The following is a 19,517-nucleotide window of genomic DNA, read 5'->3' on the forward strand; positions in this document are numbered from 1 at the left end:
AATCTTATGGCATCAATCCTCGGGATGGCGTCCATCCGAATTAACGGGCGCGAGATTAAAACTGAAGGCAAATCAACCCTGAACCCGGGAGGATTTGCCAGAACGCAACATATGGGCGGCGGTAAGGTCTGGGGTAACTCCCGCAAAATGGCTGGCCCCTCGATCAAACTCTCCATTGCAGCTGCGGCGGATATGGATGTGATTGAAATCAGTAACTGGGAGGACGTGACCGTCATGTTTGAAGGGGACAACGGTCTGAACTACATGATGACTGGCTCTGCGACAGATGCACCTGCTGAACTGGATGAAGATAGCGGCAGCATCAGCGCCAATTTCATTGGCACCCAACTGGTGAAGGTGTAATCCATGGCGCAGATCAGTATCACCCTGAAACATGGTTTCGTCACTGGTAAAGGCACGGAAGACGAGACCCGCCACACCAGCGTGACCTTTCGTGAGCTGACCTCTGAGGATGTCATCCAGTCCCAGCTGGCTGCCGAACGCGTTGTCATTGGTGAGAACGGTAAGGCAGTAGCTTACTGCTCTGAAGTGCTTATGGGGCTTGAGATGCTACGCCGGCAGATTCTGAGTGTCGGCACGATCCCTGGTCCGCTGTCAGTCAAACAACTGTATTCCTTCCATCCTGAGGATCTGGAGTTGCTTACAGAAAAAGCCGGAGCAGTGGATGAATTACTGGCGGAGACCGGCAAGCGGGGGCGAACTGATGCCGCTGGCGACGGCGCTCAGTAGTCTAATCGTCAATCTTTCCCAGCGCTTTGATATCACTTACCTGCAGCAGTTGCCCTTGCGGCAACTGCTTCGTCTGACAGACCAACTGAGGAAGCAACATGGCAAGCCGCCTCACCACTGAAATACTGATTAATCTGGCCGGGAACCTGACAGCTAAAGCTCGCCAGTACGGTGCCAACATGTCCGAGTTTGCCCGCCGTAATGAGCGGGCAATGTCTGTCGTTAAGGCGACCACTGCTGCTGCAGGGCGTGGGCTAGATGCGCTGGGAAACCGCTATACCGGGATGATTGCTGGCTTTGCTGGCGGTGCAATGTTGAGGGAATTTGCCCAGACTGACCGCCGTATTACACGTATGGGCCTAGCTGCGGAGAAAACCCGCGCTGAGATGGCGCAGATGTTCAGTGGTATGCAGGATGCGTCCATCAAGTTCAAAGTCGATGACAGCGAAGTTATCGGTGCCGTCGAAAAAATCGGCACGGTAACTGGCGATATTGACTTTGGCTTTAAGAATAAGAATAACCTCGCCGCTTCAATCGCCGCATCGGGTGGTTCTGGTGAGTCAATTGGGGGATTGTTTGCCCAATTCCCTAAATATCAGCTGACGTCTGAAAAGCAGACGCTGGAAGCGATGGATACCCTGAATAAGCTGGGTAAAGAGGGCGCTTTTGAATTAAAGGACATCGCTGAAAAAGGTGTACGTGCGCTTTCCATGTACTCAGCTGCGGGCGGAAAAGGCGTAGCAGGTATCAAAGATGTAGGTGTCGCACTTGAATCCGCTATCGATGTGACCGGCGATAGAGATACTGCAGCTACAGCAGTAGAAAACCTGATTCGAGATCTTCAGGTTCCGAAGGTCGTGAAGACACTCAAAAGTAATGGCATTAATGTCTTTGATAAAGAGGGCCAGATGCGGGCCTTGCCTGTTCTCCTGCAGGAGATTGCCAAACGTTCTGGCAGCAAAGGCGCTGAACAACAAAATGCCCGTTTATTGGGAGCTGGTTTTAACCAGGACAGTATCCTTTTAATCAGTAGCGTAACGTCCGGTAAAGGTGCCGAGAACCTTAAACGGTATCAGTCAGTTGTTGCTGATGGTCAGGGTATTCTCGATGACGCCGCTTATGCGGCCCAGGATTTTACCTCCGCTATCCAGAGTTTAAGTACAACATGGGAAAAGTTTGCTAATAGCAACCTTGCAAAGCCCGTGCAGGAACTGGCCGATGCCCTGAACTCGGTAGACCAAGATACTGTGCAGAATTGGCTGGAGATAGGCAAAAATATCACGATCGCAGTCGGGGGAATTATTGCTGCCCGCAAAGCCTTCCAGTTAGGTAAAGGCGTGGTGGATATTTTTGGTGGTGGTAAAGGGAAAGGCATTCCGGGTGGTGTTGCTGATGTTTTTGGTTCCGGTGTAATGCCAGTTTACGTTGTGAATATGGGTAAGGATGGGATGGGAGGTAATGGAAACTCTGATTTACCAACAGGTCCTGAAAAAAATTCTAAATCAATTCATTCTGGATTAGTAACAACAGCTATTTCAACGGCCAGCGAACTCGCTTCGATTATGCCATTTCCAGAAACTGAAGCGCAGAGAAATGAACTATTAACAAGGGTTCAAAATAATAATAATCGTCGCACCATGTGGAACGATGTAAAAGACTGGTTCACCAGCACGGCTAACGAGCCGCAAATAGCTAACCCACAACCGTGGGCGAATCTCCAGCCACAAGCATCAGCTTATCCTTCCGTTCCTCAGTCTCTGAAGGGAGAAATTCGTGTGGTTGTTGAAGGTGATGCGAGAGTGAAAAGCGTCAGGATGGACCAGCCTGGCATTACCCTCAGCGCCCAGTCTGGGGTATCTAATGTGGAGCAGAACTGATGGCAACGGGTAAATGGGAAGACCTTCGTGAAGCATCATTCCGAAATGTTGCCTTTTTTCTGGTTGAAAATGAAGGCACCAGCGGCCGTCGCGCGATCCCCCGCGCCTATCCCAAAAAAGAAACGGGCTGGACTGAAGATAATGGTGCTGTTCTGACCCAGCAACAAATTAATGGCAAGTTGCTCGGAAAGGATTATCAAAAACAGTTAGAGGCGTTGTTAAAGGTGCTTAATACACCTGGCCCGGGTGAGCTTGTTCACCCCTGGTTTGGTATTCAGAAAGTACAGGTTGGTAAAGTTTCTCACCGACTTAGCACTGAAGAAGGTGGGATTGCCTTCATTAACTTTGAAGTCTTCGAAGCCGGGGAACGTCTCTTTCCCTCAGCCAAAGAAGATACCAGCCAGACGTCACTGAGCGCGGCCGATGCTGTTAAAGATGCAATGGCAAACGGCAATTACTTTGCCGCGCTTGATGGTCTTGGCGATATGACTGATACCTTGCTCGATGATATGCAGGGGCTGGTGATGAACCTGCCAACATTTCCCTCCGCGCTGACCGATTGGGTTGATCGTGCAGGCCGCTTTAAGGACCAGATTGGGATCATCATTGCTAAACCTGGTGAACTGGTGCGGCAGTTCACCAATCTGACCAGCAGTATTCGCGACATTGTGAGTGAACCGCCATGGTCGTTACGTGTTTATGACCAGTTGCGCAGCCAATGGGATGGTGATCGTGCAGCTCGCTCCGCCACAAAGAGCCTTCCTGGTGATATGCAGGTGGTGGCAAGCTCGCCAGCAAATGGCGTTATCGGTATGGCCAGCAGTGTCCCGGCCTCTGTCATCACGCCATCAGAAACAATGCTGACCAATATTACTGATTTTCGCCAGATGGTGATCATCACAGCACTGGTTGCTCAGGCTGAGGCGGTAGCCACGATTAGTTTTACTACGGCATCAGAAGCGACCTCTGCCGGGAATTCACTGGCGATACAGCTATCCCAACAGGCAGTTGCGGCGGTTGAGAGCGGCAACCGGGAACTCTGGCATACGCTTCGAGATTTACGTTTTGCCGTGGTTAATGATGTTCGCGTTCGTGGTGCAAGGTTACCTGATACTCGCGAGCTAAATTGCTCAGTGACCACGGCTGCCGCCCTACTGGCATGGCGCGAAACCGGTAATACCGAAAACAGGGATTCTATCGTCTCCCGGAACCGACTGCGCGACCCTTCCTTTATTCTTCCGTCCACCACGATTGAGGTTATCGAGTAATGGATTATCCGCAGGCACAAGAAGCCGTAGTACTCACCGTGGCAGGCGAGCAGTGGGAGGGCTGGACTGACATGTCTGTCACCAGTTCGCTGGATGCGATAGCCGGTGAGTTTGATCTGACAATCACAACGCAGTGGTCAGCAGCTGCGCCACGGACAATCAAAGAAGGCCTACCCTGTACGGTGTTAATCGGGAACGACAAGGTGATAACGGGCTATATCGATGATTTTATTCCGAGCTATGACGCTGAAAACGTCTCTATCCGGGTCATGGGGCGAAGCAAGACCGGCGATCTGGTGGACAGCTCAGTGGTGCATAAGTCCGGGCAGTGGAAAGGTATTCGTCTCGAACAGCTGGCCGCTGAGATTGCGAAGCCCTACGGTATCACTGTTATCAATGAGACTGACACCGGTGAAGCCTTCCCGAGTGTGGTGCTGGAACAGGGTGAAACGGGTTTTGAACTGCTCGACAGGCTGGCAAAACAGCGTGGCGTGCTACTCACTTCTAACGCTGATGGCAATCTCGTCATTACCCGGGCCTCCAAAAGACGCGCTTCGGTAGCGCTGGTACTCGGCGAGAATATCCTTGCCGCTCGTGGCCGCTTCAGCTGGCGTGAGCGTGCCAGTCAGTACATCATCAAAGGCAGTTCCAGCGCTGGCGGTGCAACATGGGATGACCAGCCTGCAAAGGTTATTGGCGGCCGACAGGTCAGTATTGATGACGATGAGATTAACCGCTACCGACCGAAAATACTGGTGAATGAAGACAGTCTGACAGTTGGCGGTGCCAGTACACGCGGCGACTGGTATAAAGCCCGCATGATGGGTGAAGCCAATACCACCGAAATCACCGTCGCTGGCTGGCGTGAGAGCGGCGATAGCGGCCCGCTCTGGGAAGCTAACCTCCTGACCGATATTCGAGATCCGGTTCAGAACCTCGATACTACCTGGCTGATTAAGTCCGTCACGTTTACCGAAGGCGACGGCGGCCGCATCGCTGTACTCGCCCTGGTGCCACCTGAATCACTTGATCTTCCGGAAACAAAGGCAAAGGGGAAAGGTAAAAAAGGCAGTAAAGCAAAGGTAACCGCAACATGGGACTAAATCCGGCAAACTTCAGCCGTGCGCTGAATCAGATTGGGCGACGCCTGCGTCTTCTCGTTGACCGTGCTGTCGTGCGTATCGTGACTGACAGTTTTGGCCGCCAGAACCTGCAGGTGCAGTCACTTGCAGATGCAACCAACGACGACGTTGAGCGTTTTCAGCAGTACGGATTTACCTCTGTCCCTCCTGCCGGCAGCGAAGCCATTGTTCTCGCCGTTGGTGGCCGTCGTGAGAGTCTGGTGGCAATCGCAGTCGAAGATAAACGCTGTCGCCCGAAAGGGCTAGCATCAGGCGATGTCTGTCTTTATCATCAGGACGGCCAGTCAATGATTATTTTGAAGAAAGGCGGAATAATCGACGTAAGAGGGAAATTGGTAAATTACACCGCTGACGATTTATTTGAGATTAATAGCGCTCAACTTAAATTCGTCGGTCCTACTGAATTCACCGAGGATGTTACTATTAATGGTAAATCCTTCCTCAACCATATTCATAAGGATGGCGACAATGCTGATACAACTGCACCCTTATGACTATCGGACTGAGCTGGAAAAATCTATTATCACACGGTGATATTACCATCCAACATGACGGCCTGTCGCTCGACGACGGGCTTGTTACTTTAGTCCTTATCTGTTTATTCACCGATGCCCGGGCTGATGCCGCCGATGAGATTTCTGATGGCTCTGGCGACCCGCGCGGCTGGCCTGGTGACACCTTCAGTGATTCACCCTGGGGCTCTAAACTCTGGTTGCTCGAGCGGGAAAAGCTGACCGAACCTGTCCGCCAGCGCGTCGAGGATTATGCCCGTCTCTCTATGCAGCCTTTGCTGCGCTCAGGTTATGCCCGTACTGCCAATGTAGACGCCACTATTGCCACCGATGACCGTATCAACTTCACGGTAACCCTGACCCGTCCTGATAAATCTATGCTCACCATCGAGCTGAGCCGACGCTGGGAGGCTGCTGCTAATGCCGTATAACGTTCCTGCCCTGAGCAAGATTATTTCCGACGGTGAAAAAGATATTGAGATTGAGCTGGGTATTCAATCGCTTCCCCCCGTTGGTGTTGAGAATGCCATTAATATTTCTGTCAGCAGCCAGGTGCGGGATTTATACGATCACCAAAGCTGGATTGTGGACCAGATTATTCCGTCCCAAAAATCAGAAGACCAGACCATTATTGATACGGCGACTTCAGAGGGCGTCATCCGTAAACAAGCCTCCTTTGCCACCGGTCCAGCGGTATTTACCAGCGCTTCAGCACTACCTGTCGATACTGAAATGCAAACGGCCGCCAGTGTGGTCTATCGCGTCACCAGTTCAGGCCAACCTGTTTCAGGTGTCGTCACTGTACAGATTCAGGCTGATGATGCAGGCGTGGCAGGAAACCTCGCGGCAGGCGAATCGCTGACGCTACTTTCTCCGCTGCCAGGAACAGGTAGTACCGGTGTTGTAGATGCAGCCGGTATTACCGGCGGTGCTGATGTTGAGCCAATTGCTGAACTGCTGGATCGTCTTCTCTTTCGCAAACGAAATCCGCCTGTCGGCGGTGCTGTTCATGATTATGTTATATGGGCACGCGAGATGGCTGGTGTCAGTCGAGCCTGGTGTTTTGATGCGTGGCATGGCGGTTCAACCGTAGGTATCGCGTGGGTCTATGATGAGCGAGCAGATATTACACCGACGGCGGCAGACAGAGCGGCTATGGAAACATATCTCTTTCGACATGCAGATCCTGCAACTGGTAACTACGTGGGTAAGCCTGGTGGAATTGAGGTCTGGCCCGTTGTACTGGCTCTAAAGCCTGTACCTATGTCAATAAAACTGACACCGGATAATGCCACTACGCGGGCCGCCGTTCAGTCCAATCTTACCGCTCTGCAGAAGACTCTTTCTCCCGGACAAACGTTGAGTGTCTCTGCTTTACGTACCTCAATTGGCACGGCCACTGGAGTGACTGACTATGTCCTGTCAGTCTCTGCCGACATCGCGGCTTCTACGAGCGAGCTTATTACTATCGGGGTGATTACATGGCTCACTCCATAGACGACTGGCTTTACGCTCTTCAACAGGTCATGCCCAGAGGCAAGGCCTGGCCACGTGAAAAAAATGCCGATTTAACGCGTTTTTTACGTGCATTAGCACGCCGTTTAAGCCGTGTTGAATCATCCGGAGATGTGTTACTGAATGAAATGCGCCCGGCAACGACGGCACTCTTGCTGGAGGACTGGGAAAACTATCTCGAGCTGCCGGAATGTAATTTACCCTCCGGAACTTTTGAGGATCGTCGCTCAGCTGTGGTCGAAAAATATCACCGTAAAGGTGGTCTTGCTCCATGGCAGATTGAGGATATGGCCAGAACGTTGGGGTTTACCGTAAACGTTCGGGTTTTTCTGCCTCATCACTGTCTTCGCAGTTGCATGCATCCTTTGTATCCATCTCGCTACCGATGGTTACTGCAAATAGACGTCCTGAATATTACAGGCGGGCGTTTTACCTGTATGGATGGCTGCATGACACCATTGCTAAATAATCGCGCCAGTAACCTTGAGTGTGTGCTGTCGAAATATCGTCTTGCCGGCACCAACTACGATTACTTTTATCTGTAAGGAGTTCAGCAATGTATTTTGTTGATAATAATTCAGCCGTTCCTGTTATGCCTGCACCGGGGCCGGTAGTCAGTACTACACCAACGTTTTTCACTGAAGGTGGAAATGGTGTTCCACCAACATATCCCGGCCCTGACTGGTTTAATATTTTTCAGTCAGAGCTGCTGAATATCCTCTCACAGGCGGGGATTTCGCCAGATAAGACTGCCCATACCCAGCTCTACCAGGCGATGACGGCCCTGTTTGCTTCTAAAACTGATTCACTTGGTGCGCTAGCCGCACTGACTGGCGCTGCTAACAAACTTCCGTACTTCACTGGCCCGAAAGCTGCAGCCTTAGCTGACCTTACAGCCTTCGCCAGAACGCTGCTTAGCCGTAGCGATGCCGCAGGTGTTCTCTCAGACCTTGGTTTTTCATATTCGAATAATCTCTACAAATTCCCAGGTCGGCAAATGACTCAGCGCGGCAGCTCAATAACTAACGCCGCTGGTGCAACGACAATTACGTTTCCGCAGGCATTCTCCGGTAACGTTGTCGTTTTGCTGACTGGTAGTGATTCAAACGGTGTGACGCTGACAACGTTAAACGACCTTCCCACTAACACTGGATTTTCAGTGACAACAAAAATTGCCGGTGGAGCCTATGTACCACTTAACTTTTCATGGATTGCATGGGGGGATTACTGATGTTTGCGAAATATGACTCAATCGACGGGCGGTATGCGTTTTCTGTCTCTGATAACGGAGGTATTTTCATTAGCGATACTGAATATACGGCGCTGCTGGATGCCCAAGGGCGAGGGCTGATTATTATAGACAGGGATGGAGCTCCTGTTGCTGTTGAAAACATATCTGCGCCACCAGTCACTCACGAGCAACAGATTGCACAAGCTGAATATGAACGCGGCGTATTACGAGCGAGGTCTGATTCTGAAATCGCGTGGCGACAGGATGCGGTAGATGCGGTGATAGCTACGGAAGAAGAAGTAGTCGCCCTGGTAGAGTGGAAGAAATACCGCGTACTCCTTATGCGTGTTGATATATCAACGGCACCAGACATTGTATGGCCACCGGTACCTACATAGGAACCTTTAGTGGGCACCAGCGAATTTCTTCGTCAAATGAGAAAACCTGGTAACCTGGTTCAACTGACGAATTGTCAGATGAGCGGGAGACCACTTCATGATTATTGGGTATGCACGAGTATCAAGTAACCATCAGGACACCGAGCTTCAGATGCAGGCGCTCAGAGCTGCTGGCTGTAAGTTAATTTTTGAGGAAAAGGCTTCTGGCCGTAAGACGAATCGACCGATATTGAAGAAAGTGGTTGAGATGCTAGAGCCTGGTGATGAGCTGGTCATTTGGAAACTGGATCGTATTGGACGCAATGTTCTTCATGCTCTATTGACGTTTCAGAGTCTGGCCGAGCGCAATGTTAACATCCGATCTATTACGGATGGCGTTGACCTGAGCACCGCCAGTGGGCGCTATAACTTCCGCAATATTCTTTCTGCGGCGCAATATGAGTCCGATCTCAATAGTGAACGAACTCTGGCGGGACTTGCTGTTGCTCGGTCTAGAGGGCGTGTTGGTGGCCGTAGGCCTAAGTTTACAGATGACGACTGGAACAGATGCGAGTCAGCTCTGAAGTCCGGTAAAACTCACAAGGAAGTGTCTGCACAATATGGAATAGGTATATCTACTCTTTACAAAAAATTCCCCAGCAGTATGTCTGTCTCTCCTGGTTTGTGATCAATTTCATGTGGCCGCTTTACCGGCGGCTACATGACTAACATCCATAATTGTTTCAATGTCACTTAAAGTTAGAACGCTTGCGGTGATCCAATTTTAGCTGTCAAAGTTTCACAGTTTATGCGCCGCGCTACACACGTCGCACAATATGAAGCCTGGCTGGGCGAAATTATGCCCGTGGCGGCGAGCTACCCCGGCCACCTGGGCGCGAACGTGATTCGCCCAGCCGACGGGCAGACGGCGTGGAATATTATTATTCGCTTTGACACCCTCGAGCATCTTTACGCCTGGACTCAGTCTGACGTCCGTCGCCAGCTGGTAAATGAGATTGCGCCATTGCTCGGCGAAGGCGATCACACTGAAATTCGTACCGAACCCGCCTTCTGGTTTACGCCGCCCGCAGCGCATGTCCGCCAGCCGAAACGCTGGAAACAGTTTCTGATAACGCTGCTGGTGATTTTCCCCAGTACTAACCTGGTGCCCGCCATTACCGGCGCGCTGCTGCCCTCGTTAAAGGGAACCTTGTTGCTGCATTTTCTCAACGATGCCTGTGTGGTCGCGCTGGTGGTCTGGTTCTGGATGCCCATCGTGACCCGCCTGTTTGCCGGCTGGCTAAAAAAAGCCTGAGCTGGCCAAGGAGAACGTTATGTCACAAACAGCCACACTGATCTTAACTCAGGGGCAGATTCATACTCTGGACCCGCAACAGCCGCGCGCCGAAGCGTTGGCGATCGCCGATGGCAAAATCCTCGCTGTCGGTAGCGACGCGCAGATGTTGTCTTATGCGGGCGAAGGCACGCAGATTATCGACCTTCATGGCCACACCGTGGTGCCAGGGCTTAACGACTCGCACCTGCACTTGATTCGCGGCGGTCTGAACTACAATCTTGAACTGCGCTGGGAAGGCGTGCCGTCGCTGGCGGATGCGCTACGAATGCTGAAAGAGCAGGCCGACCGTACGCCGTCGCCGCAGTGGGTGCGCGTTGTCGGCGGCTGGAGCGAGTTCCAGTTCGCCGAACGCCGTATGCCGACGCTGGAAGAACTGAATGAAGCCGCGCCGGATACGCCAGTGTTTGTGCTGCACCTCTACGATCGCGCGTTGCTCAACCGCGCGGCGCTGAAAGCCGTCGGCTATACCAAAGAGACGCCGGCACCGGCGGGCGGCGAGATCGTTCGCGATAACAACGGCAACCCCACCGGGATGCTGATCGCTAAACCAAACGCCATGATCCTTTACGCTACGCTGGCGAAAGGGCCGAAACTGCCGCTGGAGCAGCAGGTGAACTCTACCCGCCAGTTTATGCGCGAACTCAACCGGCTGGGCCTGACCAGCGCCATCGACGCGGGTGGTGGTTTCCAGAACTACCCGGAAGATTACGAAATTATCGAACAGCTGCATGCTAACAAGCAGATGACCATTCGTATCGCCTACAACCTGTTTACCCAGCGTCCGAAGCAGGAGCTGGACGACTTTGAGCGCTGGACCGATATGCTCAAGCCGGGGCAGGGTACGGATTTTTATCGTGCCAACGGGGCGGGGGAGATGCTGGTGTTTTCGGCAGCCGATTTTGAAGACTTCCTGCAGCCGCGTCCGGATCTGCCGCCAGGGATGGAAGAAGAGCTGGAACGCGTGGTGCGTCATCTGGTTGAGCACCGCTGGCCGTTCCGCCTGCATGCCACCTATGATGAATCCATCAGCCGCATGCTCGATGTGTTTGAGAAGGTGAACCGCGAAATTCCGTTTAACGGTCTGCACTGGTTCTTTGACCACGCAGAGACCATTACCGAACGTAATATCGAACGAGTGAAAGCGCTGGGGGGCGGCATTGCGGTGCAGCACCGGATGGCTTTCCAGGGAGAATACTTTGTCGATCGCTACGGGAAAGACGCGGTGAAACACACGCCGCCGGTGGCGAAGATGCTGGAGATGGAGGTGCCGGTTGGTCTCGGTACCGATGCTACGCGTGTGGCGAGCTATAACCCGTGGACGGCGCTGTACTGGCTGGTATCCGGGCGAACCGTGGGCGGGTTGGCGATGTACGACGACGAAAATCGCCTGCCGCGCGACGTGGCGCTGGAGCTGTGGACGGCGGGTAGCGCCTGGTTCTCCAGCGAGCAGGGCAAAAAAGGTCGTATAGCCGCCGGGCAACTGGCGGATCTGGTGGCGTTGTCGAAGGATTACTTCAGCGTACCGGAAGAGGAGATTAAGGGGATTGAGTCAGTAATGACGATTGTCGATGGCCGCGTGGTGTACGCCGCCGGGCACTTTACCCCGCTGGCGCCGCCGCCCATTCCGGTGCTGCCGGAGTGGTCACCGGTGGTCAAAGTGCCGGGGCACTACCGTTCAGCGCCTCCGGGCTCCGATCATATCGGCGCGGTAGTGCAGATGCACCAGTGCTGCGGCAGCTGCGGCGTGCATGGGCATCAGCACGATCTGGCGCGTAAATCCGGCGTGCCGGTATCTGATGACCGCGCCTTCTGGGGCGCGCTGGGCTGTTCCTGCTTCTCGTTCTAATCTTTCGATAACAAAAAAGGCTCGCAAAATGCGAGCCTTTTTAGCAGAACGCGAGCCGATTACAGGCTGGAGACGTTCTCGCTCAGGTATTTAGCCACGCCGTCCGGAGAAGCGTTCATGCCTTCTTTCCCTTTTTCCCACTGCGCCGGGCACACTTCGCCGTGCTGCTCGTGGAACTGCAGCGCATCAACCATACGCAGCATTTCGTCGATGTTACGGCCCAGCGGCAGGTCGTTAACCACCTGGTGGCGAACAACACCGTTAGCGTCGATCAGGAAGGAGCCGCGCAGCGCAACGCCTTCGTCCGGGTGTTCGATACCGTAAGCTTTCTGGATTTCGCGCTTAACGTCAGCAACCATTGCGTATTTCACTGCACCGATGCCGCCTTTGTCGACCGGGGTGTTACGCCATGCGTTGTGAACGAATTCGGAGTCAAAGGAGACGCCAACCACTTCAACGCCGCGCTTCTGGAACTCTTCGTAACGTTTGTCGAAGGCGATCAGCTCAGACGGGCAGACGAAGGTGAAGTCCATCGGCCAGAAGAACAGAACGGTAGCTTTACCCTGGGTGTGCTGTTTGAAATTGAATTTCTCAACGATTTCACCGTTGCCCAGTACCGCAGCTGCGGTGAAGTCAGGCGCTTGACGAGTAACCAGAACCATGGGGTTCTCCTTTGAATTTATAAGGTTAATGGAACGCAACGCGGGCCAGTATAGGGAGGGTAAGCGGCTAATACAAAAAGGCTATGACGATTAATTGATTAGGTTTTACCTATCAATAATTTATTTTTTCCAAGTTTTTAAGAATAGCGCTTCCCGGCCAGAGCGCAAGGCCTACAGCGCTTTGTTTTTCGCCTGGCGCATCATTTGCGGATAAAACTGCCAGAAGCGGGTCTCCAGGGCGGTATAGTGGGCGTCGAGGTCGTGCCATGAATCACGTAGCGCATCGAGTTTAGGCCGGCGGCTGGCCATGCCGTTCAGCACGCGCTGGATAAACGCCATCTCGCCATAGCGCTCAAGCCAGCGTTCCGACCACAGGTGCTCGTTCAGGGTAATAAAGCGCGCCGGAGCCAGGGGCAGAATAGTGATGACCTGCTCATGGGCATAGCGCACAAAATCGGGCAGGGCGATATCGGGTGAAATTTGCGTCCAGTGGCGGGAGAGAAAGTGGTCCCACATCACGTCAAGGGTGATTGGCGCGACCCGGCGCGTCTCGGGACGAAACCACTCGCGGGCCTCTTTCACCTGCGGTAGGTTGTCGGTCATCACGTCGATGCGGCGATGCAGATGAATACCGTCAACAATGGCGGCCGGATAGTCCTGCTGCGGGTTGCCGCGCACAAAATCGGCCAGCAGATTGCCCGACAGCGAGCTATCGGCGAGGTGTGCGAGATGCAGGTGAGCGAGAAAATTCATTGTTAAACGTTTATCCAGAGGGGTAAGGGTTGCAGGGACGACGCCCCGGCACTAGACTACCCGCCTCATTATTAAGCCCAGAGTCACAGTCATGCGCGTTGCCGATTTCTCCTTTGAACTACCTGAATCCCTGATTGCCCACTATCCACAAGCCGAGCGTAGCAGCTGTCGCTTGCTGTCGCTGGACGGGCCGACGGGCGCGCTGACGCACGGTACTTTCACCGATTTGCTCGACAAGCTCAACCCTGGCGATCTTCTGGTCTTTAACAACACCCGCGTGATCCCGGCGCGCCTGTTTGGCCGTAAAGCCAGCGGCGGCAAGATTGAAGTGCTGGTCGAGCGTATGCTGGATGATAAACGTATTCTGGCACATATTCGCGCCTCTAAAGCGCCGAAGCCGGGCGCCGAGCTGCTGCTGGGCGACGACGAGAGCATTAAAGCGACGATGGTCGCGCGCCACGACGCGCTGTTTGAAGTCGAGTTCGACGACGAGCGTAGCGTGCTGGATATTCTGAATGCGATCGGCCACATGCCGCTGCCGCCGTACATCGATCGTCCGGACGAAGACGCCGACCGCGAGCTGTACCAGACCGTGTATAGCGAAAAGCCGGGCGCTGTTGCGGCACCGACGGCGGGTCTGCACTTTGACGAGCCGCTGCTGGCGAAACTGCGCGAGAAAGGCATCGAAATGGCCTTTGTGACCCTGCACGTGGGCGCAGGTACTTTCCAGCCGGTGCGTGTGGACAGCATTGAAGATCACATCATGCACTCCGAATACGCCGAAGTGCCGCAAGAGGTGGTTGACGCCGTGCTGGCGGCGAAAGCGCGCGGCAACCGCGTGATTGCGGTCGGCACCACCTCCGTACGCTCGCTGGAAAGCGCGGCGCAGGCGGCAAAAGATGAACTGATTGCCCCGTTCTTTGGCGATACGCAGATCTTTATTTTCCCGGGCTATCAATACCAGGTGATTGATGCGCTGGTCACCAACTTCCACCTGCCGGAATCGACGTTGATTATGCTGGTTTCCGCTTTTGCCGGCTATCAGCACACCATGAATGCCTATAAGGCTGCTGTAGAACAAAAATATCGCTTTTTTAGTTACGGCGACGCCATGTTTATCACGTACAATCCGCAGGCTATTTCTGAGCGTGTCGGGGAATAAATCCGCGACATGAGTATTTAAAACGTCGGACTGTTTTTCTGACGCAGGAGTTAAGATGAAATTTGAACTGGACACCACAGACGGTCGCGCTCGCCGCGGCCGCCTGGTTTTCGATCGTGGCGTAGTGGAAACGCCAGCTTTTATGCCTGTCGGTACCTATGGCACCGTGAAAGGCATGACGCCGGAAGAAGTTGAAGCCACCGGCGCGCAGATTATTCTCGGCAACACGTTCCACCTGTGGCTGCGCCCGGGCCAGGAAATCATGAAGCTGCACGGCGACCTGCACGATTTCATGCAGTGGAAAGGGCCGATCCTCACCGATTCCGGCGGTTTCCAGGTCTTCAGCCTGGGCGATATCCGTAAGATCACCGAGCAGGGCGTACACTTCCGCAACCCGATCAACGGCGATCCGATTTTCCTCGATCCGGAAAAATCCATGGAGATTCAGTACGATCTCGGATCCGACATCGTGATGATCTTCGACGAATGTACGCCGTACCCGGCGGACTGGGACTACGCGAAGCGCTCCATGGAGATGTCGCTGCGCTGGGCAAAACGCAGCCGCGACCGCTTTGATGGCCTCGGTAATAAAAATGCGCTGTTTGGCATCATTCAGGGTAGCGTTTACGAAGATTTACGCGATATCTCTGTTAAAGGTCTGGTAGAGATAGGCTTTGATGGCTACGCTGTCGGCGGTTTGGCGGTCGGTGAGCCGAAAGAAGACATGCACCGCATCCTGGAGCACGTTTGCCCGCAGATCCCTGCTGACAAACCGCGCTACCTGATGGGCGTTGGCAAACCGGAAGATCTGGTTGAAGGCGTACGTCGTGGTATCGACATGTTTGACTGCGTTATGCCAACGCGTAACGCCCGTAATGGTCATCTGTTCGTGACCGACGGCGTGGTAAAAATCCGCAATGCTAAGCATAAAAGCGACACGAGCCCGCTCGACGCTGAGTGTGATTGCTACACCTGTCGCAATTATTCGCGTGCATACTTGCATCATCTTGACCGTTGCAACGAAATATTGGGCGCGCGCCTCAATACCATTCATAATCTTCGCTACTATCAGCGCTTAATGGCTGGTTTACGCAAGGCTATTGAAGAGGGTAAATTAGAGAGCTTCGTGACCGATTTTTACCAACGTCAGGGGCGACCCGTTCCACCTTTGAACGTTGATTAATTTTAATAATGAGGGAAATTTAATGAGCTTTTTTATTTCTGATGCGGTAGCGGCAACAGGTGCTCCGGCGCAGGGCAGCCCGATGTCTCTGATTCTGATGCTGGTGGTATTTGGTCTGATTTTCTACTTCATGATCCTGCGTCCACAGCAAAAGCGCACCAAAGAGCACAAGAACCTGATGAACTCCATCGCGAAAGGCGATGAAGTCCTGACCAACGGTGGCCTGGTCGGTCGTGTAACCAAAGTAGCGGAAACTGGCTACATTGCTATCGCGCTGAACGACACCACTGAAGTGGTTATCAAACGTGACTTCGTAGCTGCCGTTCTGCCGAAAGGCACCATGAAGGCGCTGTAATATTCCGTTTTCCCAAAGGGAACTGCCGTGTTAAACCGTTATCCTTTGTGGAAGTATGTCATGCTGATCGTCGTGATTGTCGTCGGTCTGCTGTATGCGCTTCCCAACCTGTATGGTGAGGATCCGGCCGTTCAAATCACTGGCGTGCGCGGCGTCGCCGCCAGTGAGCAAACGCTGATCCAGGTCCAGAAAACGTTACAAGAAGAAAAAATCACCGCTAAGTCTGTGGCACTGGAAGAGGGCGCTATTCTTGCGCGCTTCGACACCACCGACATCCAGTTGCGCGCGCGTGAAGCGCTGATGGGCGTGCTGGGTGACAAATATGTTGTGGCGCTTAACCTTGCTCCGGCAACACCGCGCTGGCTGGCTGCGATTAAAGCAGAGCCAATGAAGCTCGGTCTTGACCTGCGTGGCGGCGTTCACTTCCTGATGGAAGTGGATATGGACACCGCGTTGGGCAAATTGCAGGAACAAAATATCGACAGTCTGCGCAGCGATCTGCGTGAGAAAAACATTCCGTATTCCAACGTACGCAAAGAAGATAACTATGGTCTGAGCATCACGTTCCGCGATGCTAACGCGCGCGATCAGGCTATCGCTTATCTGACCCCGCGTCACCGCGATATGGTTATCACCAGCCAGGGCAGCACGGCGCTGCGCGCGGTTATGACCGACGCACGTCTGAGTGAAGCACGCGAATATGCGGTTCAGCAGAACATCAACATTCTGCGTAACCGTGTTAACCAACTGGGCGTGGCTGAGCCGGTGGTTCAACGCCAGGGCGCTGACCGCATCGTGGTTGAGCTGCCGGGTATCCAGGATACCGCTCGCGCGAAAGAAATTCTCGGCGCGACGGCGACCCTGGAATTCCGTCTGGTGAACACCAACGTCGATCAGGCTGCCGCCGCTTCTGGCCGTATTCCTGGCGACTCTGAGGTGAAAAACACGCGTGAAGGTCAGCCGGTTGTGCTGTACAAACGTGTGATTTTGACCGGTGACCATATCACCGACTCCACTTCCAGCCAGGATGAATACAACCAGCCGCAGGTGAACATCTCGCTCGATAGCGCGGGTGGCAACATCATGTCTAACTTCACCAAGGACAATATCGGCAAGCCGATGGCGACCCTGTTTGTGGAGTACAAAGACAGCGGTAAGAAAGACGCGAACGGTCGTGCGGTGCTGGTGAAACAGGAAGAGGTGATTAACATCGCCAATATCCAGTCTCGTCTGGGTAACAGCTTCCGTATTACCGGTATTGGCAACCCGAACGAAGCACGTCAGCTGTCGCTGCTGCTGCGTGCGGGTGCGTTGATTGCGCCAATTCAGATCGTCGAAGAACGTACCATTGGCCCAACGTTGGGTATGCAGAACATCAAGCAGGGCCTGGAAGCGTGTCTGGCCGGTCTGGTGGTGTCTATCCTGTTCATGATCTTCTTCTATAAGAAGTTCGGCCTGATTGCGACCAGCGCGCTGATTGCAAACCTGGTGCTGATTGTCGGCATTATGTCGCTGCTTCCGGGCGCGACGTTAAGTATGCCGGGGATTGCGGGGATTGTGTTAACCCTTGCGGTGGCGGTCGATGCGAACGTTCTGATCAACGAACGTATCAAAGAAGAGTTGAGCAACGGGCGTTCGGTGCAGCAGGCGATCAACGAAGGCTATGCCGGCGCGTTTAGCTCCATCTTTGATGCGAACATTACGACGCTGATTAAAGTCCTGATCCTGTATGCCGTCGGTACCGGGGCCATTAAAGGGTTCGCAATTACTACCGGTATCGGTGTAGCGACGTCGATGTTTACCGCGATTGTCGGTACGCGTGCCATCGTAAACCTGTTGTATGGCGGCAAACGCATCAACAAGCTGTCAATCTGAGGAGTGCGTTGTGGCACAGGAATATACTGTTGAACAATTGAACCACGGCCGTAAAGTCTATGACTTCATGCGCTGGGACTTCTGGGCTTTCGGCATCTCGGGTTTCCTGCTGATTGCGGCCATCATCGTGATGGGCGTACGCGGGTTTAACTGGGGTCTCGATTTCACCGGCGGTACGGTCATTGAGATTACGCTGGAAAAACCGGCGGATATGGACGTGATGCGCGATGCGCTGGAGAAAGCGGGCTTTGTTGACCCGCTGCTGCAGAACTTCGGTAGCAGCCACGACATTATGGTACGTATGCCGCCTACTGAAGGCGCAGACGGCGGGCAGGTGCTGGGTAGTAAGGTGTTGAGTGTGATTAACGAATCCACCAACCAGAACGCCGCCGTGAAACGTATCGAATTCGTGGGGCCAAGCGTGGGGGCCGATCTAGCGCAAACCGGTGCGATGGCGCTGCTGGTGGCGCTGATCTCCATCCTGGTGTACGTCGGTTTCCGCTTTGAGTGGCGACTGGCGGCGGGCGTGGTTATCGCGCTGGCGCACGACGTGATCATCACCTTAGGGATCCTGTCGTTGTTCCATATCGAGATTGACCTGACGATCGTCGCGTCGTTGATGTCGGTCATCGGTTACTCGCTCAACGATAGTATCGTGGTATCGGACCGTATTCGTGAAAACTTCCGCAAAATTCGTCGCGGGACGCCTTACGAAATCTTTAACGTGTCGCTGACCCAGACGCTGCACCGTACGTTGATTACCTCCGGTACGACGTTAGTGGTTATTCTGATGCTGTACCTCTTCGGTGGTCCGGTACTGGAAGGCTTCTCGCTGACGATGCTGATCGGTGTCTCCATCGGTACCGCTTCGTCTATCTACGTGGCATCGGCGCTGGCGCTGAAGCTGGGTATGAAGCGCGAGCACATGCTGCAGCAGAAGGTTGAGAAGGAAGGGGCGGATCAGCCGTCCATTCTGCCGTAAGCTGACGCTGTCAGGTGCTGATAAAAGCCGTAACGCCGTAGGGTGTTGCGGCTTTTTTATTGCGCCTTTAGACTGGGACATTCCCTTACTTTTATTACTACATACCGGGTTATTATGGCTATCATCCCTAAAAACTACGTGCGGCTGGAAAGCGGCTACCGTGAAAAAGCGCTGAAACTGTTTCCGTGGGTCTGCGGGCGTTGCTCGCGTGAGTTTGTCTACTCCAACCTGCGTGAACTGACCGTCCATCATATGGATCACGACCATACCAATAACCCGGAAGACGGTAGCAACTGGGAGCTATTGTGCCTGTTCTGCCACGATCACGAGCACTCAAAATATACCGAGGCGGACCAATATGGTTCGACGGTGGTTGCCGGTGAAGATGCACAGAAAGACGTCGGCGAGGCGACCTATAACCCGTTTGCTGACCTGAAAGCGATGCTGAATAAAAAGAAATAAGCGCTGGGCGCTGTAACGCATACATCGTCACTGGAATCCCGATCGCAAGGTCGGGATTTTTTCGTTTTAAAGTCATGCGGATAACAGCGAGAGGCGTAGAATCAGCGACAAGCCGGGGTCACCCGGTGAGGCGCAATGTTGCGGGGGCTTGATCCCCGGTGGCCTTGTCGCTGGAAAGAGAAAACCCCCGCACATTGTTCGGTATACA

Annotated in this window: 22 protein-coding genes; 20 read left to right on the forward strand and 2 right to left on the reverse strand. The window is 53.6% G+C overall.

The window, feature by feature from the left end; translation table 11 throughout:
* Positions 1-6: 6 nt before the first annotated feature.
* The 14 genes from NNN71_RS08135 to NNN71_RS08200 all read left to right on the forward strand — a co-directional run bounded on the left by NNN71_RS08135 (position 7) and on the right by NNN71_RS08200 (position 11,875).
* Positions 7-363, forward strand: a complete 357-nt coding sequence (locus tag NNN71_RS08135; protein WP_271458275.1) for a phage tail tube protein — start codon at positions 7-9, stop codon at positions 361-363.
* Between the two features lie 3 nt (positions 364-366).
* Positions 367-750: a phage tail assembly protein gene (locus NNN71_RS08140; RefSeq protein WP_271458276.1), complete on the forward strand. Its 384-nt coding sequence runs from the start codon at positions 367-369 to the stop codon at positions 748-750.
* 98 nt (positions 751-848) lie between these two features.
* On the forward strand, positions 849-2,627 hold the full coding sequence (locus NNN71_RS08145) for a phage tail tape measure protein (RefSeq protein ID WP_271458277.1): 1,779 nt from the start codon (positions 849-851) through the stop codon (positions 2,625-2,627).
* The gene (locus tag NNN71_RS08150) at positions 2,627-3,895 is read left to right on the forward strand and encodes a DNA circularization protein (protein ID WP_271458278.1); all 1,269 of its coding nucleotides are present in this window, start codon (positions 2,627-2,629) and stop codon (positions 3,893-3,895) included. The genes NNN71_RS08145 and NNN71_RS08150 overlap by 1 nt, the downstream gene beginning before the upstream one ends.
* On the forward strand, positions 3,895-4,998 hold the full coding sequence (locus NNN71_RS08155) for a phage baseplate assembly protein (protein WP_271458279.1): 1,104 nt from the start codon (positions 3,895-3,897) through the stop codon (positions 4,996-4,998). The genes NNN71_RS08150 and NNN71_RS08155 overlap by 1 nt, the downstream gene beginning before the upstream one ends.
* Positions 4,989-5,531 carry a phage baseplate assembly protein V gene (locus tag NNN71_RS08160; protein WP_271458280.1) on the forward strand — a complete coding sequence of 181 codons (543 nt, stop codon included), beginning with the start codon at positions 4,989-4,991 and terminating at the stop codon, positions 5,529-5,531. Before NNN71_RS08155 ends, NNN71_RS08160 begins: the two co-directional genes overlap by 10 nt.
* Entirely contained in the window at positions 5,528-5,980 is a 453-nt protein-coding gene (locus NNN71_RS08165) for a phage GP46 family protein (protein ID WP_271458281.1), read from the forward strand. Before NNN71_RS08160 ends, NNN71_RS08165 begins: the two co-directional genes overlap by 4 nt.
* Positions 5,970-7,046 (forward strand): baseplate J/gp47 family protein, encoded by a 1,077-nt coding sequence (locus tag NNN71_RS08170; RefSeq protein WP_271458282.1) that lies wholly within the window; start codon positions 5,970-5,972, stop codon positions 7,044-7,046. Before NNN71_RS08165 ends, NNN71_RS08170 begins: the two co-directional genes overlap by 11 nt.
* Positions 7,031-7,609 (forward strand): YmfQ family protein, encoded by a 579-nt coding sequence (locus NNN71_RS08175; RefSeq protein WP_271458283.1) that lies wholly within the window; start codon positions 7,031-7,033, stop codon positions 7,607-7,609. Before NNN71_RS08170 ends, NNN71_RS08175 begins: the two co-directional genes overlap by 16 nt.
* 11 nt (positions 7,610-7,620) lie before the next feature.
* Positions 7,621-8,295 (forward strand): phage tail protein, encoded by a 675-nt coding sequence (locus tag NNN71_RS08180; RefSeq protein WP_271458284.1) that lies wholly within the window; start codon positions 7,621-7,623, stop codon positions 8,293-8,295.
* On the forward strand, positions 8,295-8,693 hold the full coding sequence (locus NNN71_RS08185; RefSeq protein ID WP_271458285.1) for a tail fiber assembly protein: 399 nt from the start codon (positions 8,295-8,297) through the stop codon (positions 8,691-8,693). The genes NNN71_RS08180 and NNN71_RS08185 overlap by 1 nt, the downstream gene beginning before the upstream one ends.
* Before the next feature lie 97 nt (positions 8,694-8,790).
* Positions 8,791-9,360: a recombinase family protein gene (locus tag NNN71_RS08190; RefSeq protein ID WP_234507981.1), complete on the forward strand. Its 570-nt coding sequence runs from the start codon at positions 8,791-8,793 to the stop codon at positions 9,358-9,360.
* A 120-nt stretch (positions 9,361-9,480) separates the two neighbouring features.
* On the forward strand, positions 9,481-9,987 hold the full coding sequence (locus NNN71_RS08195) for an antibiotic biosynthesis monooxygenase (protein ID WP_271458286.1): 507 nt from the start codon (positions 9,481-9,483) through the stop codon (positions 9,985-9,987).
* Positions 9,988-10,006: 19 nt separating this feature from the next.
* Positions 10,007-11,875 carry an amidohydrolase gene (locus NNN71_RS08200; protein ID WP_271458287.1) on the forward strand — a complete coding sequence of 623 codons (1,869 nt, stop codon included), beginning with the start codon at positions 10,007-10,009 and terminating at the stop codon, positions 11,873-11,875.
* Between the two features lie 59 nt (positions 11,876-11,934).
* Here the strand turns inward: NNN71_RS08200 and NNN71_RS08205 are convergent, their stop codons facing one another.
* Positions 11,935-12,537: a peroxiredoxin gene (locus NNN71_RS08205; protein WP_064547849.1), complete on the reverse strand. Its 603-nt coding sequence runs from the start codon at positions 12,535-12,537 to the stop codon at positions 11,935-11,937.
* Positions 12,538-12,708: 171 nt separating this feature from the next.
* Positions 12,709-13,290 (reverse strand): ACP phosphodiesterase, encoded by a 582-nt coding sequence (gene acpH, locus NNN71_RS08210; protein WP_271458288.1) that lies wholly within the window; start codon positions 13,288-13,290, stop codon positions 12,709-12,711.
* Positions 13,291-13,381: 91 nt separating this feature from the next.
* Here acpH and queA point away from each other — a divergent pair, with 91 nt between their 5' ends.
* From queA to yajD, 6 genes are all read left to right on the forward strand, one after another.
* Positions 13,382-14,452: a tRNA preQ1(34) S-adenosylmethionine ribosyltransferase-isomerase QueA gene (queA, locus tag NNN71_RS08215; RefSeq protein WP_202216351.1), complete on the forward strand. Its 1,071-nt coding sequence runs from the start codon at positions 13,382-13,384 to the stop codon at positions 14,450-14,452.
* Positions 14,453-14,507: 55 nt separating this feature from the next.
* The gene (tgt, locus tag NNN71_RS08220) at positions 14,508-15,635 is read left to right on the forward strand and encodes a tRNA guanosine(34) transglycosylase Tgt (protein WP_012133574.1); all 1,128 of its coding nucleotides are present in this window, start codon (positions 14,508-14,510) and stop codon (positions 15,633-15,635) included.
* Positions 15,636-15,657: 22 nt separating this feature from the next.
* Positions 15,658-15,990, forward strand: a complete 333-nt coding sequence (yajC, locus tag NNN71_RS08225; protein WP_002890398.1) for a preprotein translocase subunit YajC — start codon at positions 15,658-15,660, stop codon at positions 15,988-15,990.
* Positions 15,991-16,017: 27 nt separating this feature from the next.
* A complete protein-coding gene (gene secD, locus NNN71_RS08230; protein WP_074398825.1) occupies positions 16,018-17,865 on the forward strand; it encodes a protein translocase subunit SecD in 1,848 nt (615 codons plus the stop codon).
* A 10-nt stretch (positions 17,866-17,875) separates the two neighbouring features.
* Positions 17,876-18,847 carry a protein translocase subunit SecF gene (secF, locus tag NNN71_RS08235; RefSeq protein ID WP_064547857.1) on the forward strand — a complete coding sequence of 324 codons (972 nt, stop codon included), beginning with the start codon at positions 17,876-17,878 and terminating at the stop codon, positions 18,845-18,847.
* 114 nt (positions 18,848-18,961) lie between these two features.
* Positions 18,962-19,309, forward strand: coding sequence for an HNH nuclease YajD (yajD, locus tag NNN71_RS08240; RefSeq protein ID WP_035895149.1), 348 nt, complete (start codon positions 18,962-18,964; stop codon positions 19,307-19,309).
* Positions 19,310-19,517 lie beyond the last annotated feature (208 nt).

Source organism: Kluyvera sp. Awk 3, assembly GCF_028069715.1.
GTDB classification, from domain to species: domain Bacteria; phylum Pseudomonadota; class Gammaproteobacteria; order Enterobacterales; family Enterobacteriaceae; genus Kluyvera; species Kluyvera georgiana_A.

Bases quoted from the DNA above. Each gene is read 5' to 3' on its own strand.
- NNN71_RS08135 (WP_271458275.1), top strand. From the start codon at position 7: ATGGCATCAATCCTCGGGATGGCGTCCATCCGAATTAACGGGCGCGAG.
- NNN71_RS08140 (WP_271458276.1), top strand. From the start codon at position 367: ATGGCGCAGATCAGTATCACCCTGAAACATGGTTTCGTCACTGGTAAA.
- NNN71_RS08145 (WP_271458277.1), top strand. From the start codon at position 849: ATGGCAAGCCGCCTCACCACTGAAATACTGATTAATCTGGCCGGGAAC.
- NNN71_RS08150 (WP_271458278.1), top strand. From the start codon at position 2,627: ATGGCAACGGGTAAATGGGAAGACCTTCGTGAAGCATCATTCCGAAAT.
- NNN71_RS08155 (WP_271458279.1), top strand. From the start codon at position 3,895: ATGGATTATCCGCAGGCACAAGAAGCCGTAGTACTCACCGTGGCAGGC.
- NNN71_RS08160 (WP_271458280.1), top strand. From the start codon at position 4,989: ATGGGACTAAATCCGGCAAACTTCAGCCGTGCGCTGAATCAGATTGGG.
- NNN71_RS08165 (WP_271458281.1), top strand. From the start codon at position 5,528: ATGACTATCGGACTGAGCTGGAAAAATCTATTATCACACGGTGATATT.
- NNN71_RS08170 (WP_271458282.1), top strand. From the start codon at position 5,970: ATGCCGTATAACGTTCCTGCCCTGAGCAAGATTATTTCCGACGGTGAA.
- NNN71_RS08175 (WP_271458283.1), top strand. From the start codon at position 7,031: ATGGCTCACTCCATAGACGACTGGCTTTACGCTCTTCAACAGGTCATG.
- NNN71_RS08180 (WP_271458284.1), top strand. From the start codon at position 7,621: ATGTATTTTGTTGATAATAATTCAGCCGTTCCTGTTATGCCTGCACCG.
- NNN71_RS08185 (WP_271458285.1), top strand. From the start codon at position 8,295: ATGTTTGCGAAATATGACTCAATCGACGGGCGGTATGCGTTTTCTGTC.
- NNN71_RS08190 (WP_234507981.1), top strand. From the start codon at position 8,791: ATGATTATTGGGTATGCACGAGTATCAAGTAACCATCAGGACACCGAG.
- NNN71_RS08195 (WP_271458286.1), top strand. From the start codon at position 9,481: ATGCGCCGCGCTACACACGTCGCACAATATGAAGCCTGGCTGGGCGAA.
- NNN71_RS08200 (WP_271458287.1), top strand. From the start codon at position 10,007: ATGTCACAAACAGCCACACTGATCTTAACTCAGGGGCAGATTCATACT.
- NNN71_RS08205 (WP_064547849.1), bottom strand. From the start codon at position 12,537: ATGGTTCTGGTTACTCGTCAAGCGCCTGACTTCACCGCAGCTGCGGTA.
- acpH (WP_271458288.1), bottom strand. From the start codon at position 13,290: ATGAATTTTCTCGCTCACCTGCATCTCGCACACCTCGCCGATAGCTCG.
- queA (WP_202216351.1), top strand. From the start codon at position 13,382: ATGCGCGTTGCCGATTTCTCCTTTGAACTACCTGAATCCCTGATTGCC.
- tgt (WP_012133574.1), top strand. From the start codon at position 14,508: ATGAAATTTGAACTGGACACCACAGACGGTCGCGCTCGCCGCGGCCGC.
- yajC (WP_002890398.1), top strand. From the start codon at position 15,658: ATGAGCTTTTTTATTTCTGATGCGGTAGCGGCAACAGGTGCTCCGGCG.
- yajD (WP_035895149.1), top strand. From the start codon at position 18,962: ATGGCTATCATCCCTAAAAACTACGTGCGGCTGGAAAGCGGCTACCGT.